General features: G+C 73.8%; 20 protein-coding genes. 7 read left to right on the forward strand and 13 right to left on the reverse strand.

The features are described from left to right. The first annotated feature begins 96 nt into the window (after window positions 1-96). Both LUZ64_RS15740 and LUZ64_RS15745 read left to right on the forward strand, forming a co-directional pair. Window positions 97-1,629 (forward strand): alpha/beta hydrolase, encoded by a 1,533-nt coding sequence (locus LUZ64_RS15740; protein WP_095580623.1) that lies wholly within the window; start codon window positions 97-99, stop codon window positions 1,627-1,629. Window positions 1,630-1,757: 128 nt separating this feature from the next. After that, the gene (locus LUZ64_RS15745) at window positions 1,758-2,855 is read left to right on the forward strand and encodes a hypothetical protein (RefSeq protein WP_232390252.1); all 1,098 of its coding nucleotides are present in this window, start codon (window positions 1,758-1,760) and stop codon (window positions 2,853-2,855) included. 244 nt (window positions 2,856-3,099) lie between these two features. Here the strand turns inward: LUZ64_RS15745 and moeZ are convergent, their stop codons facing one another. From moeZ to LUZ64_RS15800, 12 genes are all read right to left on the reverse strand, one after another. Next, complete coding sequence (gene moeZ / locus LUZ64_RS15750) at window positions 3,100-4,278, reverse strand: adenylyltransferase/sulfurtransferase MoeZ (RefSeq protein WP_095585019.1); 1,179 nt, start codon at window positions 4,276-4,278, stop codon at window positions 3,100-3,102. Window positions 4,279-4,365: 87 nt separating this feature from the next. Beyond that, window positions 4,366-5,127 (reverse strand): spherulation-specific family 4 protein, encoded by a 762-nt coding sequence (locus tag LUZ64_RS15755; RefSeq protein WP_372472010.1) that lies wholly within the window; start codon window positions 5,125-5,127, stop codon window positions 4,366-4,368. Continuing rightward, a complete protein-coding gene (locus LUZ64_RS15760) occupies window positions 5,127-6,041 on the reverse strand; it encodes an NAD-dependent epimerase/dehydratase family protein (RefSeq protein ID WP_087926393.1) in 915 nt (304 codons plus the stop codon). The genes LUZ64_RS15755 and LUZ64_RS15760 overlap by 1 nt, the downstream gene beginning before the upstream one ends. Next, window positions 6,038-7,381, reverse strand: coding sequence for a hypothetical protein (locus tag LUZ64_RS15765; RefSeq protein ID WP_107426718.1), 1,344 nt, complete (start codon window positions 7,379-7,381; stop codon window positions 6,038-6,040). The genes LUZ64_RS15760 and LUZ64_RS15765 overlap by 4 nt, the downstream gene beginning before the upstream one ends. Then, on the reverse strand, window positions 7,378-9,084 hold the full coding sequence (locus LUZ64_RS15770; RefSeq protein WP_095585021.1) for a DUF3492 domain-containing protein: 1,707 nt from the start codon (window positions 9,082-9,084) through the stop codon (window positions 7,378-7,380). The genes LUZ64_RS15765 and LUZ64_RS15770 overlap by 4 nt, the downstream gene beginning before the upstream one ends. Window positions 9,085-9,243: 159 nt before the next feature. After that, the gene (locus tag LUZ64_RS15775; protein ID WP_095585022.1) at window positions 9,244-10,878 is read right to left on the reverse strand and encodes an ABC transporter ATP-binding protein; all 1,635 of its coding nucleotides are present in this window, start codon (window positions 10,876-10,878) and stop codon (window positions 9,244-9,246) included. Continuing rightward, window positions 10,875-11,864 carry an ABC transporter permease gene (locus LUZ64_RS15780; protein ID WP_095585023.1) on the reverse strand — a complete coding sequence of 330 codons (990 nt, stop codon included), beginning with the start codon at window positions 11,862-11,864 and terminating at the stop codon, window positions 10,875-10,877. The genes LUZ64_RS15775 and LUZ64_RS15780 overlap by 4 nt, the downstream gene beginning before the upstream one ends. Continuing rightward, entirely contained in the window at window positions 11,861-12,862 is a 1,002-nt protein-coding gene (locus tag LUZ64_RS15785; RefSeq protein WP_095585024.1) for an ABC transporter permease, read from the reverse strand. Before LUZ64_RS15785 ends, LUZ64_RS15780 begins: the two co-directional genes overlap by 4 nt. Further along, on the reverse strand, window positions 12,859-14,580 hold the full coding sequence (locus tag LUZ64_RS15790; protein WP_095585025.1) for an ABC transporter substrate-binding protein: 1,722 nt from the start codon (window positions 14,578-14,580) through the stop codon (window positions 12,859-12,861). Before LUZ64_RS15790 ends, LUZ64_RS15785 begins: the two co-directional genes overlap by 4 nt. 164 nt (window positions 14,581-14,744) lie before the next feature. Further along, window positions 14,745-14,837 carry an Ms4533A family Cys-rich leader peptide gene (locus LUZ64_RS37765; protein WP_324614722.1) on the reverse strand — a complete coding sequence of 31 codons (93 nt, stop codon included), beginning with the start codon at window positions 14,835-14,837 and terminating at the stop codon, window positions 14,745-14,747. Window positions 14,838-15,035: 198 nt separating this feature from the next. After that, entirely contained in the window at window positions 15,036-16,541 is a 1,506-nt protein-coding gene (locus LUZ64_RS15795) for a DUF3152 domain-containing protein (RefSeq protein WP_232390253.1), read from the reverse strand. Next, entirely contained in the window at window positions 16,534-17,520 is a 987-nt protein-coding gene (locus tag LUZ64_RS15800; RefSeq protein WP_095585026.1) for an alpha/beta fold hydrolase, read from the reverse strand. The genes LUZ64_RS15795 and LUZ64_RS15800 overlap by 8 nt, the downstream gene beginning before the upstream one ends. A gap of 133 nt (window positions 17,521-17,653) precedes the next feature. On the opposite strand from LUZ64_RS15800, the gene LUZ64_RS15805 reads away from it, so the two are divergent. The 4 genes from LUZ64_RS15805 (at window position 17,654) to LUZ64_RS15820 (ending at window position 19,645) form a co-directional block, all read left to right on the forward strand. Further along, window positions 17,654-17,872: an Rv3202a family protein gene (locus LUZ64_RS15805; RefSeq protein WP_095585027.1), complete on the forward strand. Its 219-nt coding sequence runs from the start codon at window positions 17,654-17,656 to the stop codon at window positions 17,870-17,872. A gap of 196 nt (window positions 17,873-18,068) precedes the next feature. Continuing rightward, a complete protein-coding gene (locus LUZ64_RS15810; protein ID WP_095585030.1) occupies window positions 18,069-18,707 on the forward strand; it encodes a TetR/AcrR family transcriptional regulator in 639 nt (212 codons plus the stop codon). Window positions 18,708-18,900: 193 nt separating this feature from the next. Next, window positions 18,901-19,131, forward strand: a complete 231-nt coding sequence (locus tag LUZ64_RS15815; protein ID WP_095585028.1) for a DUF3107 domain-containing protein — start codon at window positions 18,901-18,903, stop codon at window positions 19,129-19,131. Window positions 19,132-19,366: 235 nt separating this feature from the next. After that, window positions 19,367-19,645, forward strand: a complete 279-nt coding sequence (locus LUZ64_RS15820) for a hypothetical protein (protein ID WP_211305199.1) — start codon at window positions 19,367-19,369, stop codon at window positions 19,643-19,645. Between the two features lie 81 nt (window positions 19,646-19,726). Here LUZ64_RS15820 and LUZ64_RS15825 read toward each other — a convergent pair whose 3' ends face one another. Beyond that, a complete protein-coding gene (locus tag LUZ64_RS15825) occupies window positions 19,727-20,482 on the reverse strand; it encodes a ferritin-like fold-containing protein (protein WP_095585150.1) in 756 nt (251 codons plus the stop codon). A 514-nt stretch (window positions 20,483-20,996) separates the two neighbouring features. Here LUZ64_RS15825 and LUZ64_RS15830 point away from each other — a divergent pair. After that, the coding region (locus tag LUZ64_RS15830; RefSeq protein WP_232398574.1) for a DEAD/DEAH box helicase at window positions 20,997-23,393 on the forward strand (2,397 nt) is incomplete at its 3' end.

Here is a 23,393-nt window from a genome sequence, read left to right on the forward strand (position 1 = left end):
CGCCCCACCCCGCGCGCACCCCCGCCCCCCACCCCGCAAGATGGCAGTCGGCCCCTTTTCTCCGGCCCCTCAGCCCTCGACCCCGGGAGCGCGCCGTTGTCCAGTTCCGTAAGGGCCGGGGGCCTGTTGTGCGCCGCGCTGCTCACCCTCTCCGCCGTCAGCTGCGCGGGCGGCGGAGAGAACGGCGGCTCGGCTTCGGCAGCGGCGGCGGCCGACGCCCCGGAGCGCCAGCGGCTGACGTGGAAGGCGTGCCCGGCCCCCAGCGGCAGCGAGAGCGGGGCGACGGGCAAGGCGCCGGGCACCGACTGGGAGTGCTCGACGCTGCGCGCGCCCCTGGACTACGGCAACCCCGAGAACGGCGGCGTCGACCTCGCGCTGATCCGGGCGAAGGCCACCGACCCGGCCCACCGCATCGGCTCGCTGGTCTTCAACTTCGGCGGCCCCGGCGGCTCGGGGATCACCACGCTCCCGGCGTTCGCCGACGACTACACCAAACTCCGCACTCGTTACGATCTGGTCAGCTTCGACCCGCGAGGCGTCGGCCGCAGCAGCGGGGTCACCTGTCTGAGCGACAAGGAACTGGACGCCTACTACGCGGCGGACGCGGCCCCCGACACCAGGGCCGAGGCGAAGGACCTGGTCGACCGGGTGGGTAAGTACGCGCGGGCGTGCGAGAAGCGGGCGGGGAAGGTCCTGCCGCACGTGGGGACGTCGAACGCGGCCCGCGACATGGACCTGATGCGGCGGGTGCTGGGCGACGACAAGCTGCACTACTTCGGCGTCTCGTACGGCACCGAACTGGGCGGGGTGTACGCCCACTTGTTCCCGGACAAGGTGGGCCGGGCGCTCTTCGACGGCGTCGTGGACCCGACGAGCGACCCCGTGCGGGGCTCCCTGGGTCAGGCGAAGGGGTTCCAGCTCGCACTGGGCAACTACATGGACGCGTGCGTGAAGAACTCCGACAACTGCCCGACGGAGCGGCAGATCGGCGAGCTGCTGCGGCGGCTGGACGAGAAGCCCGTGCCCGGCGCGGGCGGCAGGGAGCTGACCCGCTCGCTCGCCACGGCCGGCATCGCGCAGGCCCTGTACTCGCAGGACTTCTGGGACTACCTCACGGAGGGCATCGAGGACGCGGAGAACGGCGACGGCAAGCTGCTGCTGGCCCTCGCGGACTCCCTGAACGGCCGGGGCCAGGACGGGCGTTACAGCACGCTCCAGGCGTCGCTCAACGCCATCACGTGCGCGGACTTCGCGCAGCGCTACACGGCCGACGAGATCGAGGCGAAGGTGCCGGAGTTCCGCAGGGCCTCCCCCGTGTTCGGGGACTTCATGGCCTGGAGCCTCACCCAGTGCACGGGCTGGCCGGTCAAGGGCGAATGGCAGACCCCGGACGTCAGCGCCAAGGGGGCGCCGCCGATCCTCGTCGTCGGCAACACCGGTGACCCGGCTACCCCTTACGAGGGGGCGCGCGCGATGGTGCGCGAGCTGGGTCCGGGCGTCGGAGTGGAGCTCACGTACCGGGGACAGGGGCACGGCGCGTACGACGGCGGCAACGCGTGCGTCAAGGAAGTGGTGGACGCGTACCTGTTGGAGGGTAAGGTGCCCCAACCGGGCAAGATCTGCTCATAGTACTGTTCAACGTACACACAGCACATAACACATATCATCGGTGGCTCGAACCGACGCGTCGAATGTCTGTGGCTCGCACTACGATCTCCCGCACAGCAGTTCCGTGACGGACGGTCGGGGGGAATGCGATGTCGTACAGCCCGCCGCGGCCCACCGGGCAGGCCGAGCGCAAAGTGCGCGTGCTCACCGGCCTGCTGGCGGTCGCCGCCCTGGTGGCCGCCCTGGTCGCGCTCTGGCAGACGCAGTCCACGCCGCTGGCCCGCCGGACGTACTGCTGGGGCGCCTGGACGGAGGGGTCGGGCCCGTTCCGGGACGGCGGCCGGGAGCGCGCCGCGGAGGAGAGCGTCCCCACCCGGGAGCGGCCGCGCGGCCACTGCGTCCTCAGCTGGCGGGGCGGCCGCGGCGCGGGGGCGTACGAGCAGCGGATCGAGGTCCGGCTCGGCACGGGCCCGAGGGACGCCGAGGGCCGGCGGGACTGGGTCGGCGGGCTGTTCGCGGGCGGCGACCGGGCGCTGCCGGGGCTGCTGCCGGGCTTCACGGCCGACGGCTCGGGCGCGCTGGTGCTGCCGGAGAGCTGTGACGTGGGCGGCCGCCCGTCGGTGGTGACGCTCACCAGCTCGTTCACGGACGCCGCCGACAGGGGCAGCCATCCAGGCTTCCCGGACGACTCCTCCCCCTCGCGGACGGGGGAGTTACTCGTCCGGGTGGCCAACCGCGCCACGGAGGCGACGCGTTGCTCCTCGGCGCCCTCCCTGCGACTGCGTCCCGAACCGCCCCTGTCGTCCCCGCCGCCGGCGCCGGACACGTCGGACACGCCGGCCGGGCGGTGCGCGATCCCTGGGCTGGGCGAGGACGCCGCCGGGGAGCACCTGACGGACACGGTGGGCGGCGGGGCCGGTGACGACCTCCAGTCCTGCGCGGTCTCCGGGGGCGACGACGGCCGTCCCGCGGCCCGCTTCACGATGGTCGGCAGACCCAGGATCGTCGCCCTCTTCGACGGCCTGACGGGCGCCTCGGCACCGGCGCCGGGCTGGCGGGGGCGGGGGCGGATCGACGCGGCGGGGGCGCTGGTGCGGGCGGAGTGCGGGGGGAGACCGACGGTCTTCGCGATGCGGGTTGGGCCGGGGCGGACCCATACGCGGCTGGACGACCCCAGGCACGCGTTCCCGGCGTTCGTGGACGCGATGGCGGCGCGGATAGGCTGCGCGCCGCTGCGCGGGCGGTGACGAGGGCCGCGCCGGGCCCGCCGGGCCGGCGGCCCCGGACGGGCCGGAAGCGTTCCCGTCCGGTCCGGGCGGGAACGCCTGGAGGGCGCGGAGAAACCGGAAGGCGCGGAGAAAAGCCGCCCGCCCGGGCCAGAGGCACGCCCCCAGCGGCCCGAGGGCGCTCTCACCCCCGAGAACGCCGCGGGGCGGACCGGAGCAAGCCGGCCCGCCCCGCACACGTGGGCAATACGCCTAAGCGGACCGGTTAGTACACCGGCTTCTCGGGCTCGATCTGGTGCACCCAGCCGATCACGCCGCCGCCCACGTGCACCGCGTCCGCGAAGCCCGCGGACTTCAGGACCGCCAGGACCTCCGCGGAGCGGACACCCGTCTTGCAGTGCAGGACGATCTTCTTGTCCTGCGGCAGGTCCTGGAGGGCGGAGCCCATCAGGAACTCGTTCTTCGGGATCAGCCGGGCGCCCGGGATCGAGACGATCTCGTACTCGTTGGGCTCGCGGACGTCGATGATGTCGATCTTCTCGTCCGCGTCGATCCACTCCTTGAGCTGCCGGGGAGTGATCGTGGAACCCGCGGCGGCCTCCTGGGCCTCCTCCGAGACCACGCCGCAGAACGCCTCGTAGTCGATCAGCTCGGTGACCGTGGGGTTCTCACCGCACACCGCGCAGCCGGGGTCCTTGCGGACCTTGACCTGGCGGTAGGTCATCTCCAGGGCGTCGTAGATCATCAGGCGGCCGACCAGCGGCTCGCCGATGCCCGCGAGCAGCTTGATCGCCTCGTTGACCTGGATCGATCCGATGGAGGCGCACAGCACGCCCAGCACGCCGCCCTCGGCGCAGGAGGGCACCATGCCCGGCGGCGGGGGCTCCGGGTAGAGGCAGCGGTAGCAGGGGCCGTGCTCGCTCCAGAAGACGGACGCCTGACCGTCGAAGCGGTAGATGGAGCCCCAGACGTACGGCTTGTTCAGCAGCACGCAGGCGTCGTTGACCAGATAGCGGGTGGCGAAGTTGTCCGTGCCGTCCACGATCAGGTCGTACTGGGAGAAGATCTCCTTGACGTTCTCCGCCTCCAGGCGCTCCTGGTGGAGGACGACGTTCACGTACGGGTTGATGCCCAGCACGGAGTCACGGGCGGACTCGGCCTTGGAACGGCCGATGTCGGCCTGGCTGTGGATGATCTGGCGCTGCAGATTCGATTCGTCGACCTCGTCGAACTCCACGATGCCGAGGGTGCCGACGCCGGCGGCGGCGAGGTACATCAGGGCGGGGGAACCGAGGCCGCCGGCACCCACACAGAGCACCTTGGCGTTCTTCAGGCGCTTCTGCCCGTCCATCCCGACGTCCGGGATGATCAGGTGACGGGAGTACCGACGGACCTCGTCAACGGTGAGCTCGGCGGCCGGCTCGACCAAGGGTGGCAGCGACACGGGGTCTCCAGGAGAGGCATCCCCGCTCGCGCGGGGAACATACAGGCGGCGTTCGGTTCTTCCCCTGTAACCCTGCCACGCCCCGTCTCATTCCGAGACACCAGGTCCGATGCGCGAGACGATCTCGTCCCAGTAGCCGGGCATCACCTCCCAGGGGTCCGCTTCGTCCCGGTCCGTCCGGTCGGTGAAGTAGATGGTGCCCGCGCCCTGCCAGCGGGCGATGCGCAGGGCCTCGTCCAGGTGCGCCCGGGGGACGCCGTGCACGAGGTGGCAGAACCGCTCGGGCGGGTGGTCGGCCGTCCACTCGGCCACCTGCGACCAGCGGTAGGCGGACCACGGCCCGCGGAAGGTCACCAGCTGGTCGGCGAGTTCGGCGTAGCCCGCGCAGGGGTGGGCGCCGTGGACGAGGACGATCCGGGCGCGTTCGCGCAGCGTGCGCAGGGCGCTCACGGTGCGGCGGACCGTGGGCAGCGCGGCCCGGCCGGTGGGGCAGGCGTCGAGCGAGAAGCCGTCCACCTTGTACCAGTTGAGGTAGCGCTGCGCCTCCCCGAGGAGTTCCTCGAAGGGGCGCTCGCCGAACTTCAGGTCCAGGTGGCCGAGGAGCCGGACGCCCGCGTCCCGCAGCCGGGCGACGGCGGGCAGGCAGTACGGGTCCGGGCGGGCGCCCGGACCGCCCGAGGCGCCGGGGGCGGCGATGGCGCCGCTGCCGAGCACGACCCAGTCCACCGGCACGTCGGTGCGCAGGAGTTCGCCCCATTCGGCGGGGGCGAGCAGCGGGTGGGCGATGCCGGGGACGCCGAACCGCAGCGGGGCGTCGGTGTCGGGCGAGGCCCGGCGGCCGGAGGGGATCAGATACGACACGCCGCCTCCATCCAGATGTCGGCCAGTGACTCCTCCAGGCCGATCCGGGGCCGCCAGCCGAGCCGGTCGCGTGCGGTGCGCACGTCGGCCTGCTGCCAGCTGCCGCAGCCGTCCGGGTAGGGGTAGGCGGGCGGAGTGCCGAGATGCGGGTCGTCCAGCTCATGGAGGGCGCCGCCGAAGCCCGCGACGCGGGCGAGCAGGGAGGCGGCGTCGCGGAGCCTGACCGCGCGGCCGGTGCCGATGTTGACGGCGCCCTGGGCGGCCGAGAGGGAGGCGGCGTGGACGGCGCGGGCCACGTCGCGGACGTCGACGAAGTCGCGCTGCACCCCGAGGCCGCTGAGCTTGAGCTCGCTGTCACCGCTCTGCATGGCACGGCGCATGGCGTCGGCGAGCCGGCCCAGCGGGGAGCCGGCCGGGGTGCCGGGCCCGACGGGCGAGAAGACGCGCAGCACGATGGCGTCCAGGCCGGAGCCGAGGACGAGCTCGGTGGCGGCGAGCTTGCTGACGCCGTACGGGCCGCCGGGACGCGGGACGGCGTCCTCGGCGGTGGAGGAGCCGGGCTGCGAGGGCCCGTACTCGGAGGAGCAGCCGAGCTGGACCAGGCGGGCGCCGCAGCCGCTGCGCCGCAGGGACTCGCAGACGGTGGCGACGGCGACGGTGTTGTGCCGGGTGAGGTCGCGGGCGCCACCGCGGGTGGCGCCCGCGCAGTTGATCACCACTCCGGGGTGGACGGCGTTGAGGAAGCGGGTGAGCGCCCCGGGGCTGCCGGTCGCCAGGTCGAAGCGGACATCCGCGTCGTCGCCGCGGCCGAGGGCGGTGAGCTGGACGGCGGGGTCGGCGAGCAGCCGGTCGGCCACGTAACGGCCGAGGTAGCCGTTGGCTCCGAGCAGAAGGACCCTCATCGGTCGCGCCCTCCCTCTGGCCCGGCGGTGCGGATGGGGTGAACGGTCATCTTCCTTGCTCCTCTGACAGGGGTGTGCGGCCCGGTGGACGGTTCACCGGGCCGGGGCTCGCCGGGGGCGGCGGGGTCTGCGGGGTCTGCGGACACGGCGGGGGCCACCGCGCTCCGGTGGGCGGAGGCCCGGGTCAGCGCGGGCAGGGCGAGGGTCAGCAGGGCGAGCGCGGGCACGGCGCACGCCACCAGGGGCACGGCGGCGGGTCCGTGCGCCTCCGCGAGGGCGGTCACGGGCCGCAGCGGCCCGCCGCCCGGGGAGAGCGGGGCGCCGAGCAGCGCCGCGGCCTCCGCCGCGCAGGCCGCGAGCGCGGCGGAGGCGGCCGCCCGGCCCAGCCCCCGGGAGGCCGCCAGGCGGGCCACGAAGAGCAGCCCCCCGAGGGCGGTGACGGCGGCGAGCGGCCCCGGGGACACGGTGCCCCGCAGCGCCGCGTGCCCGGCGGCCAGGAGGGCGGCCAGGGCGGCGAGGTGGAACACGGTGGCGAGGACGGGCACGGGCCGCACGCGGGCCCGGAACTCGGCGAGGGTGCGGCTGCCGAGGAGGGCGCGGCCCGCCCGTGCCGTGAACCAGCGCGCGCTCCAGGCCGCGGGCGCGGCGGCGCAGGCCAGGGCGAGCGCCGTCGGCACGGCGGCGGCCAGCACCCCGGCCGGGCCGCCGGGCCCGGCGAGCTCCCGGACGGGCCGCCCGGCGAGCAGAGCCGCGAGGAGACGGTCGCCCACGAGGCCGTACCCGATCAGCCAGAACACGGCGACCCACCGCGCGGCCCGCCATCGGTAGGTACCGGCGGGGCGGCACGGCGGGGACGGGTCGCCGCCTCGCGGCGGTTCCCGGTGCCGCGGCCCGCGGTGCGGCAGTTCACCGTACGGCGGGCCGCCCCGCGGGACGCCGCCGTCCGGGGTGTCTTCGAGCAGAAGGCCGCCCCGGAGGAAGCCGCCCCGCAGCAGGCTCCCTGGCGGAGAGCCGCCGTGCGGGAACCCGGCGCCCCGGAGGCCGCCGCCACGCGGTGCCGTCGCCGTGCCTCCCGGCACGTCCGGCACCGGCTCCGTGCCGCGCCCGCGCGCGTACAACTCCTCGGCCAGGGAGAACAGATCGCGGTGGCGGCACTCGGCCGCCGTGTGGTCCGCGGCGCCGCGCGCCTCCAGGACGGCGGCGATCTCCAGGGGGTCCACGGCGCGGGCGCAGAGCTCGCGGTGGTGCTGGAGGAGCGCCTTCACCGGGTCGGCGGGTGCCGTCGGGGCGGGTATGCCGGTGGGGTTCGGCGGGCTGCCGGCCCGCAGTGACGTGCTCATGGGCGCCCCGCCCAGGTCGGGGAGGCGGCGCGCGGGGACCAGTGGAGCGGTGGGTGCGCCCCGGCGGCGCGGCCGAAGGGGACGGACGGGTCGGACCCGTCCTGCCGGACGGGGGCCCGTGAGATCAGTTCGAGGTAGATGCCGCGAAAGGCCGTCACATGCCGCTCCACGGTGAAGAGTTCGAGGGCGCGCTCCCGCGCCGCCGCGCCGAGCCGGGCGCGCCGGCCGGGGTCGCGCAGGAGGTCGAGGCAGGCGGCGGCCAGCGCGGCGGGGTCGCCCGGCGGGACGACCAGGCCCGTGCCGCCGACGGCCTCCCGGACGGCGCAGGCGTCCGGCGCGACCGTCGCCCGGCCGCAGAACATCGCTTCGACCAGCGGCAGCGGGAAGGCGTCCGCGGCCCCGGCGAGGACGACACTGCCCGCCGCGTACGTCTCCGGGCGCACGGTCTCCTCGTACGTCACGCCGTCCGGCGGCCCGGCGCCCGGCGCCGGGGCGCCGACGACCCTGAGCGCCGCCCCCGGCTCGGCCGCCCGCACGGCGGCGAAGGCGTCCCACAGATGGGGCTCGGGGTCGCCCAGCCAGAGCAGCGTCCGGCCGTCGTCCAGGGACGCGCCGGCCGGGCCCCGCGGGTCCTCGGCCCCCTGGCCGACCGCGTCGTAGGGGCGTTCGTCCACTCCGGGGTGGACCGTGCGCAGCCGCTCGCGGGCGGCTCCGCAGCGCTCCTGCCAGCGCCGCACCCGGGCGTCGCCGGGGGTGATCAGGTCGGCCCGGCCGTAGACCTCGGCGGACAGCAGCCGGTGGAAGGAGGAGATCAGCGTCCTTACGGCGAGCGACAGCCCGGCGGAGTCCGCGGCGCCGCTGAGGTAGTGGGCGCGCAGCCGCACCTCGTACTCGGTGACGAGGAGCGGGGTACCGAAGAAGCGTTTGGCCAGCAGCCCCGGCAGCGCGGCGGGCCCCGCCGACGTGGCGTGGCAGAGGTCGACGGCGGCGAGCCCCCGGTCGTGGTCGCCGGCGGCGCCGTACCAGTCCAGGGAGAGGGGCCGCAGCACCCGCTCCAGGAAGGCGGAGACGGCGAGGAGGTCGGCGACGCGGATGCCGTACGCCGCGGGGTGCGCGCCGGGCGCGCGGCACGCCGCCTCCAGGGTGCGCAGGGCCTGTTCCGAGCGGAGCGCGGCGCCGAGGCCGCCGGCTTCCCGTGCGAGGTCGGCGAGGCCGTGCAGGCCCTCGGCGAAACGGTACGCCTGGCCCTCGGCGGAGGGGGCCGCCCCCTCGGCGCCCCCCGTCCCGGCCGCGTCCGCCGTGGCGGGGTCGTCCGGCGTGCCGGACGCTCCGGACGCGTCCGCCGCCCCACCGGCCCCTCTCGCTCCCCCGGCCCCTCCGGCCCCGCCCGCGTCCGTGGCGACGAGCGCCGCCGCCAGCTCCCCGAAGTGCTCCTCGAACCGCTGCCGTTCGCGCCGCCCGTACGCGCCGTACGCGCGCCCCGTGTCCCCTTCCGGCGGGTCGCCCCAGAGCGGTGCCGTCCGTACCCGCCGCACCTGTTTGGGGAGGCCGTACCACCCGCCGCGCTCCTGGCGGGCGCCCCGGCTCAGGGCATAGACCTCGAAGTCGTGCTGGTCGAGCCCCCTGACGAGCTGGTCGCACCACTCGCCACCCTCACCCGCGGCATACGGATATCCACCCTCCGTGAGGAGTCCCACGCGCACGCACGCACCCCCGTCTGTCCACTGTGGCCTCGGCAGCCGCCGAACGGCAGCGGGAGCACGCTATGCGCGGGGCCGTGCGGCGCGACGGACGGTTGTCCGTCGCGCCACCGGAAGGGGTGAACAGAAGTGACTTTCCCGAAGATGGGGCGTTGCTTCGCGCTATGCGGCGGCTTCCGCCTTTTCGAGCAGCGGGACGGCCGCCAGCAGGCCCTGTGTATAGGGGTGGCCGGGCCGCTCGTAGACGGAGTCGGCGTCGCCCTCCTCCACGATCCGGCCGTTCCGCATCACCACGAGCCGGTCGCTGACCTGCCGTACGACGGCGAGGTCGTGGGCGATGAAGACCAGCGCGAGGCCCAGGTCGCGCTGGAGCTCGCCGAGGAGCCGCACCACCTGCGCCTGGGTGGTGACGTCCAGGGCGGAGACCGGTTCGTCGCAGACGATCAGCTTGGGCTCGGGCGCGAGCGCCCGCGCGATGCCGACCCGCTGCCGCTGGCCGCCGCTGAACTCGTGCGGGTAGCGGTGGTACGCGCCGGGGTCGAGCCCCACCCGCTCCAGCAGTTCCCGCACCCGGGCGACGATCTCCGCGTCGCCCAGCCGCCCGGCGGCGCGCAGCGGGTCGGCGATGGACTCGCCGACGCTGCGCCGGGGGTTGAGGGAGGAGACCGGGTCCTGGAAGACCATCTGGAGCTCGCTGCGGAACGCCCGCAGCTCGCGGTCCTTCAGGCCGCCGATGTCGCGCCCCTGGTATCGGAGCGCGCCGCCGGTCGGCTCCAGGAGCCGTACGAGCATCCGCCCGAGCGTCGTCTTGCCGCTGCCGGACTCGCCGACGACCCCGACGGTCTCGCCCGCGCGGAGGGTCAGCGAGACGTCCTCGACGGCGGTGACGGCCTTACGGCCGCTCCCGAACGTCCGGGTGAGGCCGTCCGCCTCCAGCAGCACGCCGCCGCCGGGCCCTTCGGCGGACGGCCGCTTCACCCCGGTGGTCCGGCGGACGTTCACCCGGGGCACGGCGGCCAGCAGGTCGCGCGTGTAGGTCTCGCGCGGCGCGTCGAGCACGGTGCGCACGGGCGCGTGCTCGACCGCCCGGCCGTCCTTCATCACCAGCAGCTCGTCGACGGTGCCGGCGGCCACCCCGAGGTCGTGGGTGACGAGGATCAGGCCCATGCCCGTCTCCGCGCGCAGGTCGCGCAGCAGGTCGAGGATCTGGGCCTGGACGGTGACGTCGAGGGCCGTGGTGGGTTCGTCGGCGACGAGGAGCCGGGGCTCGCAGGCGAGCGCCATGGCGATCAGGGCCCGCTGGCGCATGCCGCCGCTGAACTCGTGCGGCCGGGACCGGGCGCGGCGGGCCGCGTCCGGGATGCCGACCCGGTCGAGGACCTCGGTGGCGCGCTCCCGGGCGGCGCGCCGGGAGGCGTCCTTACGGTGCACGCGGTAGACCTCGGCGATCTGGTCGCCGATGGCCTGGTAGGGGTCGAGCGAGGAGAGCGGGTCCTGGAAGACCATGGCCGCCACCCCGCCGCGCAGCGCGCGCAGTTCGGCGTCCCCGGCGGCGAGCACGTCGTGCCCGGCGACGGTCACCGAGCCGGAGACGGCGGCGCCGGTGCCCTTGTGCAGGCCGAGCAGGGCGTACGCGGCGGTGCTCTTGCCGGACCCGGACTCGCCGACGATGCCCAGGGCACCGCCGGGGGCGAGGGTGAAGGAGAGTCCGTCGACGGCCCGGACCACGCCCTCCCCGGTGGGGAAGGCGATGGACAGGTCCGTCACGGAGACCAGGGACGCGGTGCCGGCGGTCATCGCAGGGCCACCCTTCGGTCGGCGACGGCGTAGAGCACGTCCGCCACGATGTTGGCGATCACGACGGCGGCGCCGGTGATCACCACGACGGCCACGACGACCGGGAGGTCGATCTTCTGCGTGGCGTCCACCAGCAGCTGGCCGATGCCGGGCAGGCCGAACATCTTCTCGGTCAGCACCGCGCCGCCGAAGATCGACCCGAAGTCGGCGGCGGTGAGGGCGATGACCGGGGCCAGCGCGCCCCGCAGGGCGTGCCGGACGACCAGCGACCGTTCGGGCACGCCGTAGGCGCGGAAGGTGCGGATGTGGTCCTCGGCCAGCGTCTCCAGCGTGGAGCTGCGGGTGAGGCGGGCGTACTTGGCGGATTCGAGCAGGCCGAGCGCCACCCAGGGCAGCAGCATGTTCCAGGCCCACTGCTCGGGGTCCTCGGTCAGCGGCACGTAGGTCGGGAACGGCAGCCATTCCAGATAGGCGCAGAAGACCATCAGCATCAGCAGGCCGCTGATGAAGACCGGGGTGGCGGTGCCGGCCAGGGTGAGCCAGGTGAGGACCCGCTCGGTCACCCCGCCGCGCCGCAGCGCGGACATCAGACCGGTGCCGATGCCCACCGACAGCCAGACGGCCATGGCGCCGACGGCCAGCGAGGCCGTGGCGGGCAGCCGCTCGACGAGCATGTCGGTGACCTGCTGGTTGTTCTGGTACGAGAGGCCGAAGCAGGGTGCGTCGCAATGCAGCACGCTGGTTCCGGTGGAGTAGTCCTGCCCGACGAAGATGCCCTGGAGGAAGTGCCAGTACTGCGTCAGGAGGGGGTCGTCGAGCGAGAGCTGCTCGCGGACCTGCCGGATCTGCTCGGTGTTGCAGCGCGGGCCGCACGCCAGGCGGGCGGGGTCGCCGGGCGCGACGTAGAACGTCACGTAGACGACGGCCGACAGCACGAGGACGACGGCGACCGCGCCCAGCGCGCGGCGCAGGAAGTAGAGGGTCACGCCGTGCCTCCCGGACGGGACTTGGGGGACTCGCGGCCGCCTCGGCCGACCCTCAGCCGGGACGCCTCACGCGGGTCGAGCGCGACGCGCAGCCCGTCGGCGAGCACCGTGAAGGCGAGCGTGGTGACGAACAGCATCAGGGCCGGCAGCAGGACGTACGCGGGGTCCGCGCGGAACCACGTGCTGGCCGTCGAGAGCATCTGCCCCCAGGAGGGCGTCGGCGGCTTCACCCCCACGCCGAGGAAGGACATGCTCGCCTCGATGACGATGTTGCTCGGCAGCAGGATGGCCGCATAGGTGATCACGGGCGCGGCGAGCGCGGGCAGCAGCTCACGCCGGGCGACCCGCCAGGACGAACCGCCGGTCAGCCGGGCGGCCGAGACGTAGTCGAGCTTCTTCAGGCTCAGCGTCTGGCCGCGCACGAGCCGTGCCATGGGCCCCCAGGCGAGCAGGCCGATGGCGATGACGAGCAGCAGCGGGCGCGGGAAGTCCGCGGGCACGACGGCCATCAGCGCGATCGCGAAGACGAGCAGCGGCATCGCGACCATCACATCGGTGAGGTGGCTGAACACGCTGTCGACGAACCGGTTGCCGAGAGCGGCGGCCAGGCCCACGGCGAGGCCGATGAGCACCTGGACGACGGTCGCGCCGAGGGCGACCAGCAGCGAGACCCGGGCTCCGTAGAGCAGCCGTACGAACATGTCGCGGCCGGTGCCCGGTTCGACGCCTAGCCAGTGCTCGGCGCTGATGCCGCCGAAGTCGCCGAGCGGCACGCCGCCGCGCGCGGAGTCGACGAGGGCGTCGTGGTAGGTGTTCGGGTCCTGTCCCTCCAGCGCGGCCAGCAGCGGCGCGGCGAGGGCGAGGAGGACGAGCAGACCCAGCACGGCCGCGGCCGCGAGCGCGGACCTGCGCGCCCTCAGCCGCCGCCAGACCTGCCGGGCCCCGGAGGCGGGGGCGAGCCCCGCCTCCGGTTCCGGGGTGGTGAGGAGGTCCGTCACTTGACCGCGACCTGCGAGATGTCGAGGACACCGGTCCAGTCGCTGATGACGACGTTCTTGACGTCCTTGCCGTAGAGGCGCTTGTAGACCGGGTGGAACAGCGGGACGGTCAGCGCCTGCTCGCCGATCTTGCGGTCGAGGGCGCCCCAGCGCTCGGCGGCGGAGTCATGGTCGGTGATCTTGTTGATCTCGTCGATCTCGTCCTTGACCTTGGAGTCGTCGAGGCGGGAGGCGTTGTAGTTGCCCGCGCCCTCCTTGACGATCTGCCGGCCGTCGAAGACCGGCGCGAGGAAGGGGCCGCCGGAGGGCCAGTCGGCACCCCAGTGGGCGAGGAAGAGACCCGGCTGCTTGTCGAGGGTGTGGGTCTTCTCGTCGTAGTCGTTGATCTCCAGGCCCTCCAGCTTGACCTTGATCCCGGCCTCCTTGAGCGCGGCCTGCACGGCCGTGGCGATCTCGGGGCTGGTCTCGAAGTCCTGGGCGGTGGAGTGGGTGAGCGTGATCTCCAGGTTCTCCTGGCCGGCTTCCTTCAGCAGCTCCTTGGCCTTGGCCGCGTCGCCCGTGGCACCGCCCGCGAAGTGGTCGTACTTCGTGAAGCCGAAGGACTTCTGGTTGGGCAGGAAGGTCGTCGCCGGCTCGGCCAGCGAGGAGCCGCCGGCCGCGTTCACCACGCTGGTGCGGTTGACGGCGTAGGAGATGGCCTGGCGCACCTTCGGGTCGTCGAAGGGCTTCACCGTGGGGTTGAAGGCGAGGTAGTTGGTGTAGCCGAAGTGGCCGGTGCCGACCCGCTCCGCGAGCTTCTTGTCGCCGGTGACCCGGGCCAGCTCGGCGGGGCCGAGGTTGGTGTCGGTGGTCACGGCGGCGGCGTCCGCGCCCTGGCCGGAGGAGAGCCGCTGGTTGATGACGGCGGAGGAGAGGCCGGACTTGACCTCGATCCGGTCGGGGTAGGCGTGCCGCTCCTTGTCGGTCGCCTCCGACCAGTTCTCGTTGCGCTCCAGCACCATCTGCTCGCCGTCGTTGGCGTTCTTGACGACCTTGTACGGGCCGGACGAGACCGGGTGCTCGGCGTACTTGGCGCCGGTGTCCTTGGCCTTGGGCACCGGGGCGAACTGGGTGGAGGTCGCGACGTAGGGGAAGTCGCCCTCGGGCTTGCGCAGGTGGAAGACGATGGTCTTCTCGTCGGGCGTCTCGATCGAGTCGAGGCCCTTCTTCTCCTTGTACGGGCCCTGGTAGGTGTCGCCGCCGACCAGCCAGTCGCGCAGGTAGGGGGCGCCGCCGGAGAGTTCGGCGGCGAAGGAGCGCTCGATGCCGTACTTGATGTCGGCGGTGGTGATGGGCGAGCCGTCCTCGTACTTCAGCCCGTCCTTCAGCTTGTACGTCCACGTCTTGGCGTCGTCGCTCGCCTTGCCGATGTCGGTGGCCAGGTCGGGCACGACCTTGGTGCCTTCGGCGCCGCTCTCCCGGTTGCGGGTGGTGAGCGTGCGGTAGACGAGCGAGGGGACGTTGCCGCCGCCGGAGGTGTAGAGGCGCGCCGGGTCGAACGTCTTCTGCGGCTGTCTGTTGAGGACGGTCAGGGTGCCGCCCTTCTGCGGGGCGCCGTCGGCGCCGCCCTTGGCGTCACCGCCGCTCTTCTCCGGGCCGCACGCCGCCGCGCCTCCGAGCAGGACCACACTGACGGCGGCCGCGGCCACGCGGCGGGATATGGCGGGAAGTTGACGCATGACGAAGTCAGCCTTTCGCGGGAAAGCGATCGTAAGGAGAGTGCAAGCACCCACGGAAGGCGGTTGAGGAAGATCGCGCAAGGGCGCGTGGACCGCCCCCGACGGACGCGATGCCGTTGCGCGTTGGCGCGGCGCGGAAGTACGCGCGGGGGGATGGGGCGGTCTCAGCGACAGAGGATGTCGGCGACTGCATGCGCGGCCACGCCGATCAGCGCCAGCTCGAAGCCGGCGATCTCGGGGGCGTGGTGGTGCGACATGCGCAGAACATTGGACGAATTTTCGCCAGGTGGCAAAGATGTCTCATATCCAGAGATGAGACATCTCACGGAGCGGGACGATCGATCAAGGCCCGCAGGCCGGGCGGATACGGAACGGCAGGAACCCGGATCATGCGCTTACGCCCGGATCGCCCCGGGCACCCGGCCCCTGCCCCGTCCCTGCCCGGTCCCGCCCGGTCACTCCCCCGGGAACGGCCAGGGGTTCGGCCGGCAGGTGGCGCCGTCCGTCGTCAGGAACTTCGTCTGCTGCATCATCACCGGGGCGAGCGCGCCCTCCTTGGCGCAGGTCTCGTGGTCGTGGCCGAGCCGGTGGCCGACCTCGTGGTTGATCAGCATCTGCCGGTAGGCGTGCATCCGGTCGCCGTAGGTCTGCGCGCCCTGTGCCCAGCGATAGGCGTTGATCATGACGCGGTCGGTGGCGGCGGAGTCGCAGGAGACGTTGTCCTGCGTGGTGTCCAGGCCCGACTTGGCGCACCAGGTGGCCGTGGTGCCGGGGCTGGCCAGGGTGATCACGAAGTCGGTGGGGCCGGTGGAGACGCGCTCGAAGGTGCGGTCGCCGCCGTGGCCCCAGCTGCGCTCGTCGCTGAGGGTCCGCTGCACGGCCGTGGCGAACAGCCCGCCGTCGAGCGGCAGCCCCTTCTCCACGTCCACGCGGTAGCGCAGCACCTCGCCCTTGCCGGTGGCCTTGTCGTGGCCGCCCACGGTCTCGAAGTCGCCGGTGCCCCGCGCGTCGGGGGCGAGCGGGTACTTCTTCGCCATCTTCTGTTCGTACGTGGCCGGGACCACCGCGCCGCCGTTGGGCGTGGGGCGGCTGTCGGAGCGCGAGGCGGCGTCCGGGCCGGTGCGCTCGACGTCCGCGGAGCGGGCCTGCGCCTTGCTGTCCGCGCCCTCCTCGACCTGACCGGCGACGATCACCGCGAGCACGGCCGTGACCAGGGCGGCGGCCACGCCGGTGGCGGTGCGTGCGAGGCCCTGACCGGGTCTGCCGGCACGGAGGGGGCCGGTGGCGCGGGGCGCGCGACGGCTGCCGGGTCTCGTGAGCGTCACGCGGGGGGTGCCGGCGTCCACGGCGGAGGGGGCCTCGGCGGACGCGACGGCGGGACCCGGCGCGACGAACGGACCTGAGACGGAACCGGAAGCGGAAGTGGAAGCGGAGGGGGAGGAGACGGAGGGCGGGAACACCTCGTCGACGACGAACGGGAGCACGGGCTGGTGGGCCGGCTCCGGCCCGGCCGGACGGTCCGTCACATGGAGCGAGCCGTAGGTGTGGTGCTCGTAGCCGCCGGCCGGGCCCGCGGCCTGGCCGCGCTGGACGCCGATGACGCCCCAGCCGACGCCCGGCTCCGGCTGGTGCTCACCCGGCTGTCCGCCCCGGCTCCCGGCCGCGCCGGTCCACTCGGGGTCGAACAGCGGGTCCGGCCATCCGCCCGCCGACGAGGGCTCCGCGGCGTCGGGGCCGGTGGTCTCCTCGGCGGCCGAGGCGCGCCGGCGGCCCGTACCGGGCGCCGTACCGGCCTCGGCACCGAACCCGGCGTCGAAACCGGTGCCGAACGCGGGGCCCGTACCGCCCCGTGGTCCGGACTCCTCGCCGCCGCTCCCGGCGGCGTCACCGGTGGGGCCCCCGGCGGCGGGCGCCGCGGGCCGGGGAGAAGCGTGGGAGGCACGTGCACTGTGTTTACCCACGAGGCGTAGCGCTCCGTTCTGCGGTGGCGGCGGTGTCCGCGAGCAGGTCGCGGAAGGCACGTGCCACCGCGTCCGGGTCCTCCATCATGGCGACATGTCCTGATTCCAGAAGCGTCAACAGCCGCGAGTCGCGGAAAGTCTTGCCGGCTCGCGCTGCCATACGGTACGAGACCAGTTGGTCGCGCTTTCCGTAGACGAGCAGCGTAGGGGCAAGCACCTTCTCCGCCTGACGCCACAGCGAATGCTGGCCACCGAGGGTGTAGGCGTCCACGATGCCCCGCGCGGAGCGGGCCATCACGTCCCAGAAGTAGGGGAGCTCCAGCCTCCGCTCGTACTCCGCGACGGCCTCCGCGAACCCTTCGGGTGTCACCCGTCCGGGGTCCCCGTAACAGAGCGCGAGGACCTCGCGTGTACGTCTCTCGGGTGTCCAGTCCTTCGTCATCCGCGCGAAGAGGGAGACGACGCCGGGCACCGCGAGCAGCCCGGTGGGCACCGCCGTGCGCTGCGGGCGCAGCTCCGGCAGGGCGGGCGAGACGAGCGTCAGGGTGCGCACGAGGTCGGGGCGGACCGCGGCGACGCGGGTGACGACCGCGCCGCCCAGGGAGTTGCCGACCAGGTGGACGGGGCCGCGCCCGGCGGCGTCGAGGTGGCGGATGACGACACGCGCGAAGCCGGTGAGGGAGTAGTCGCCGTCGTCCGGCGGCGGGGAGTCGCCGAAACCGGGCAGGTCGAGCGCCTCGCCGTCGACGTCGCCCGCCAGCCTGTCCATCAGAGCGGACCAGTTCTGCGAGGAGCCGCCGAGGCCGTGCACGAACAGGGCGCGGGGGAGCTCCGGGCGGCGCGGACGCCGGTGGCGCACGGCCAGCGTGACCCCCGGCAGGGTCACCGTGCGGACCTCCTCGCCCTCGGCCACCCGCGACGGCCGCCCCGGGGGGACCACGGGGACGGCACGGGCATCCGGCGACTCGGTCGAAGACATGCGGGCAATGTTACGAGACGATCACGCCGGGGCTGTTGTGGCGGCGGTCACAGATCGCCTGGCGTCGAGGGGGCCGCTCTCCTAGGCTCGTACCCAGGAGTACGAGGACGTTCTCCCCGGGAAGGGGTACCGCATGACCGTTGACCCGTCCGATCCCGAGACGTTCGAGGACGATCCCGATGTCACGGAGATCGACGTGGAGGCACCGGAAGCCGACGCCGCCGAGCAGCTGGCGGACGTCTCGCCCCACCGCGACGACCCGCTGACCGGGATCGACCCCGGCAGCGCCAACGAGGCGGACGTCGCCGAACAGGCCCGGGTCGTGGACCTGGACGAGGACGACTACCGCTGATCCGGGGCGATCCGGGCGTTCCGGGGGCCGACCGCGGGGGCACGGGGCGTCCTGCGCCCAATTGTCGGTAATTTGTCGACTTCCCACAGCGTCCGGTACGTGAAATTCTCCGCTCCGACCACGCACGGCCCGGTTACCCAAAAGTACGATGGCGGGCGCGGTGCACACCGTGCAGGGAACGATCATGGGAGGCGGCGTGACAGCCATCGAGCAGACCGAGGCGCGGCCGCGAGGCACGCGTCTGCCGCGCCGAGCCCGACGCAATCAGCTGCTGGGCGCGGCCCAGGAAGTCTTTGTCGCACAGGGTTACCACGCGGCGGCGATGGACGACATCGCCGAGCGCGCCGGCGTCAGCAAGCCGGTCCTCTACCAGCACTTCCCCGGCAAGCTGGACCTCTACCTGGCCCTGCTGGACCAGCACTGCGAGGCCCTGCTGCACGCGGTCCGCACCGCGCTCGCCTCCACCTCCGACAACAAGCTGCGGGTGGCGGCCACCATGGACGCCTACTTCGCGTACGTGGAGGACGAGGGCGGCGCCTTCCGTCTGGTCTTCGAGTCCGACCTCACCAACGAGCCGGCCGTGCGCGAGCGCGTCGACCGGGTCTCCCTGGAGTGCGCGCGGGAGATCAGCGACGTCATCGCCGAGGACACCGGCCTGTCCAAGGACGAGGCCATGCTGCTGGCCGTGGGCCTCGGCGGCGTCTCCCAGGTCGTCGCCCGCTACTGGCTCTCCAGCGAGTCCTCCGTGCCGCGCGACACCGCCGTCCAGCTGCTCACGTCGCTGGCCTGGCGCGGCATCGCCGGCTTCCCGAAGAACGGGCCCGAGGCGGTCTGAGCCGCCCGGCGCGCGCCCCGGAGCACCCCGGCACCGCGCGGACCGGCGCTCCTGTTCGCTGCCAGCGTGCGGGCACCGGCTCGGCGCGGGGCCGTACCGGGCTAGTGTGTGGAACGTACGGCGCGGCTGTCCGCGCACTCCTCCCCTGGGCTTCGCCACGGGGGAACCCCATACCTTCGGAGGGACATAAGCCGTGGAGGTCAAGATCGGCGTGCAGCACGCGCCCCGCGAGATCGTTCTCGAGAGCGGGCAGTCTGCCGAAGAGGTCGAGCGTGCGGTGGCCGACGCGCTCGGCGGCAAGGCTCCGCTCCTGAGCCTGGTGGACGACCACGGCCGCAAGGTCCTGGTCCCGTCCGACCGTCTGGCCTACGTGGAGATCGGCGAGCCGACCGTCCGCAAGGTCGGTTTCAGCGCGACGCTCTGAGCCGCACAGGCCGAGTGACAACGGCGGGGCCCCGGTGAGGAATTCACCGGGGCCCCGCCGTTGTCGTACGAAAGGGAGGGGCGCCCCGCGCGGCCGGGGACCGGGGGACCTGACGGAGACCGCCCGGCCTTCCGCGGGAGACCACCCGCGAGGGTTGCCCGGCCCCACCCGGGGGTAGTACGGCTTCGACCGTTTTGCACCCGCTCCTCGACCCCGGTACGGGAGGGAAGTGACCATGATCCTCTGGGAAGCGCTCGGCTCGGTCCTCATCGGCCTCGCCGTCTCGCTCGCGGCCCTGCGCTGGCTGCCTGCGCGCTTCGGGCAGTTCCGCCCCCGCCGCCTGGCGCTGGCCACCGGCCCCACGGCCGCGCTCTTCGGGGCCCTGCTCGCCCACTCCGTGCTGGGCCCGGGGCAGCTGCCGGCGACCCTGGCCGTCTCCCTCGGGGTGGCCGTGGCGCTGCTGTCGCTGCTGCTGCGCCAAGGGGACCGGGCCCGACGGTCGGCCACGGCCTGAAGCGGGCCCGCCCGGCGGCGGGGGACGGCCGTGCGCCGCCACCCGGTCCGGCTCCTCCCGGACGGCCCGCCGGGGAGGACGTCAGGCGGCGAGACCCAGCGCGGCCATGCGCTTGGTGTGCGCCTCGGTGATCCGGGAGAACATCTTCCCCACCTCGGCGAGGTCGAAGCCGTCGGCCACGCCGCCCACCAGCATCGTGGACAGGGCGTCCCGGTCGGCGACGACGCGCTGCGCCTGCGAGAGCGCCTCGCCCATCAGACGCCGGGCCCACAGGGCGAGCCGGCCGCCGACGCGCGGTTCGGCCTCGATGGCGGCGCGCACCTTCTCGACCGCGAAGCTCGCGTGGCCGGTGTCGTCGAGCACGGTGAGCACCAGGGCGCGGGTGTCGGAGTCCAGGCGGGCGGCGACCTCACGGTAGAAGTCACTGGCGATCGAGTCACCGACGTACGCCTTGACCAGGCCCTCCAGCCAGTCCGACGGCGCCGTCTGGCGGTGGAACTCGTCGAGCGCGGCGGCGAAGGGCTGCATCGCGCCGGTCGGCTCCACGTCGACGGCGGCGAGGCGGTCGCGCAGCCGCTGGAAGTGCTGGAACTCGGCGGAGGCCATCTTGGCCAGCTCCGCCTTGTCGTCCAGGGTGGGGGCCAGCTTGGCGTCCTCGGCGAGCCGCTCGAAGGCGGCCAGCTCTCCGTAGGCGAGGGCGCCCAGCAGGTCGACGACCGCCGCGCGGTACTGCGGGTCGGCGGAGGCTTGGTCCCAGTCCTGGGCGGCGATTCCGGTGAGGGCCTCGGCGGGCTCGGTGGTGTTCTGGGCGCTGTCAGCGTTGTCGGACGTCTGCATGAAGCGCACAATAGCCCGCTCCGCAAGCCGGGGAAGGGCCTGGTCAGCCAGTTCCTCCCCATCTGTCCGAAGGATTGTCCGGACACGCATGCGCCTTTCCGGGGTACAGTGGTAATGCGCCTGTCGAGTATTCGGCGGGCTGTCCCATGCTGTGCCTTCCGAGAGCGTCATTCACCCGGCCCTCGGAACTTCAGCGGATGCCCGGTCGGTGGCCCGATCGGCTTCCAAAACCGACCGCCCTCCGCGCGGCGCGTACGAGGCGTACGCACCTGGAGGGATCCGCTCGCGGCACGTGTGCGAGAGCGAAGGCAGTGGTCCCGCGTCATCCGGCTTCCCCAGGCCGGACCAGTACCCGGCGCGGTACGTACGACCCCCTTCGCCGCCTCACGCCGCGTCTCACAGAAGAGGCAAGATCCTGTCCACTCTCTCCACTTTCCGAGAAATCGGGATCCTTCCCGAGACCGCCGAAGCCCTTGAGGCCGTCGGCATCGTCCACCCCTTCCCCATCCAGGAGATGACGCTTCCGGTAGCCCTCTCCGGCTCCGACGTCATCGGCCAGGCCAAGACCGGCACCGGCAAGACGCTGGGCTTCGGCCTCCCCCTGCTGGAGCGCGTCGTCGTCCCCGCGGACGTCGAGGCCGGCCGGGCGAAGCCCGAGCAGCTGACCGACGCCGCCCAGGCGCTCATCGTGGTCCCCACCCGTGAGCTCTGCCAGCAGGTCACCAACGACCTCCTCACCGCCGGCAAGGTCCGTAACGTCCGAGTCCAGGCCATCTACGGCGGCCGGGCCTACGAGCCGCAGGTCGAGGCGCTCAAGAAGGGCGTCGACGTGATCGTCGGCACCCCGGGCCGCCTGCTCGACCTGGCCGGCCAGAAGAAGCTCAGCCTCGCGCACGTCAAGGCCCTCGTCCTGGACGAGGCCGACGAGATGCTGGACCTGGGCTTCCTCCCCGACGTCGAGCGCATCATCACGATGCTGCCGGCCAAGCGCCAGACGATGCTCTTCTCGGCCACCATGCCGGGCGCCGTCATCAGCCTCGCGCGCCGCTATATGTCGCAGCCCACGCACATCCGCGCGACCACGCCGGACGACGAGGGCCAGACCCACGCCAACATCGCGCAGCACATCTTCCGCGCCCACAACATGGACAAGCCGGAGATGGTGGCCCGGATCCTCCAGGCCGAGGGCCGCAACCGCGCGATGATCTTCTGCCGCACCAAGCGGACGGCCGCCGACATCGCCGACCAGCTGGCCCGCCGCGGCTTCGCCTCCGGCGCGGTCCACGGCGACCTGGGCCAGGGCGCCCGCGAGCAGGCGCTGCGCGCGTTCCGCAACGGCAAGGTCGACGTCCTGGTCTGCACCGACGTCGCCGCCCGCGGCATCGACGTGGACGACGTCACCCACGTGATCAATTACCAGTCCCCCGAGGACGAGAAGACCTACCTGCACCGCATCGGCCGCACCGGCCGCGCGGGCAAGTCGGGTACGGCCGTCACGCTGGTCGACTGGGACGACATCCCGCGCTGGAAGCTGATCAACAAGGCGCTGGAGCTCCCGTTCGACGAGCCGGAGGAGACGTACTCCACCTCCCCGCACCTCTACGAGGCGCTGGGCATCCCCGCCGGCACGAAGGGCATACTGCCGCGCTCCGAGCGGACCCTTGCCGGGCTCGCGGCGGAGGAGATCGAGGACCTGGGCGAGACCGGCGGCCGTGGTGGCCGCGGCGGCCGGGGCCCGAAGTCCGCGCCGGTCGCGGAGGAGCGCCCCGCGCGCACCCGCACCCCGCGCCAGCGCCGCCGTACCCGTGGCGGTTCGGCCGCGGGCGCCGAGGCCCCCGCGGTGACGGCGGCCCCGGCGGTGACGGCGGCCCCGGCCGTCGCGGAGCCGTCGGCTCCGGAGCAGTCCGCGCCGGAGACCCCGTCGAAGCCGCGTCGCCGCCGCCGTACCCGCACGGGTGGCGGCTCGGGTGGCGCCGGCCGTTCCGGTGCCGCGCAGCAGACCGCCGTGTCGGCCCCGGCCGCCGCGGCGCCCACCCCGGCGCGCGCCGAGAAGGCCCCCGCCGCCGCTCCGGTGGCGGAGCAGTCCGCGCCGCGCCAGCCGCGCCGTCGCCGCCCCCGGGTCCGTCCGGAGGCCGAGGCCGGTTTCGGTTTCCAGACCGTCGAGACCGCCGCCGCGGCGATCGCGGCGGCCACCGCGGCCACGATCCCGGCCCAGGCCAAGGAGACCGCCCCGGCCGAGCCGAAGCGGACGCGCACCCGGAAGCCCGCCGCGGCCGCCCCGGCGGTCGTGGAGCCGGCCGAGGCCGTCGTGGAGGCCCCGGCCGCGCCGAAGCGCACGCGCACGGCGAAGAAGGCCGCCGCCGCCGAGACCGCCGTGGCTCCCGAGGCCGTGCAGGTCGCCGAGGCCGCCCCGGCAGCGAAGGCCGCCGAGGTCGTCGACGGCACCGAGACCGCCGAGGTCAAGCCGAAGCGTGCCACCCGCGCCAAGAAGGCCGTCGCCACCGAGGCCGTCGTGGACGGGGCCGCCGTGGCCGAGACCGCCGAGGCCGTCAAGCCGAAGCGCACCCGCACCACCAAGAAGGCCGCCGCGGCCGTCGAGACCACCGAGGTCACCGAAGCCGAGGCCAAGCCCAAGCGCACCCGCACGACCAAGAAGGCCGTCGCCCCGGTCGACGCCACCGAGCCGGCCGAGGCCGCCGAGGTCAAGCCGAAGCGGACGCGTACGACCAAGAAGGCCGCCGCGCCCGTCGAGGTCGTCGACGGCACCGAGGTCGCGGAGGCCAAGCCGAAGCGTGCCACCCGCGCCAAGAAGGCCGTCGCCACCGAGGCCGTCGTGGACGGGGCCGCCGTGGCCGAGACCGCCGAGGCCGTCAAGCCGAAGCGCACCCGCACCACCAAGAAGGCCGCCCGG

The organism is Streptomyces albireticuli, from assembly GCF_021228125.1.
In the GTDB taxonomy this organism is placed as follows: domain Bacteria; phylum Actinomycetota; class Actinomycetes; order Streptomycetales; family Streptomycetaceae; genus Streptomyces; species Streptomyces albireticuli.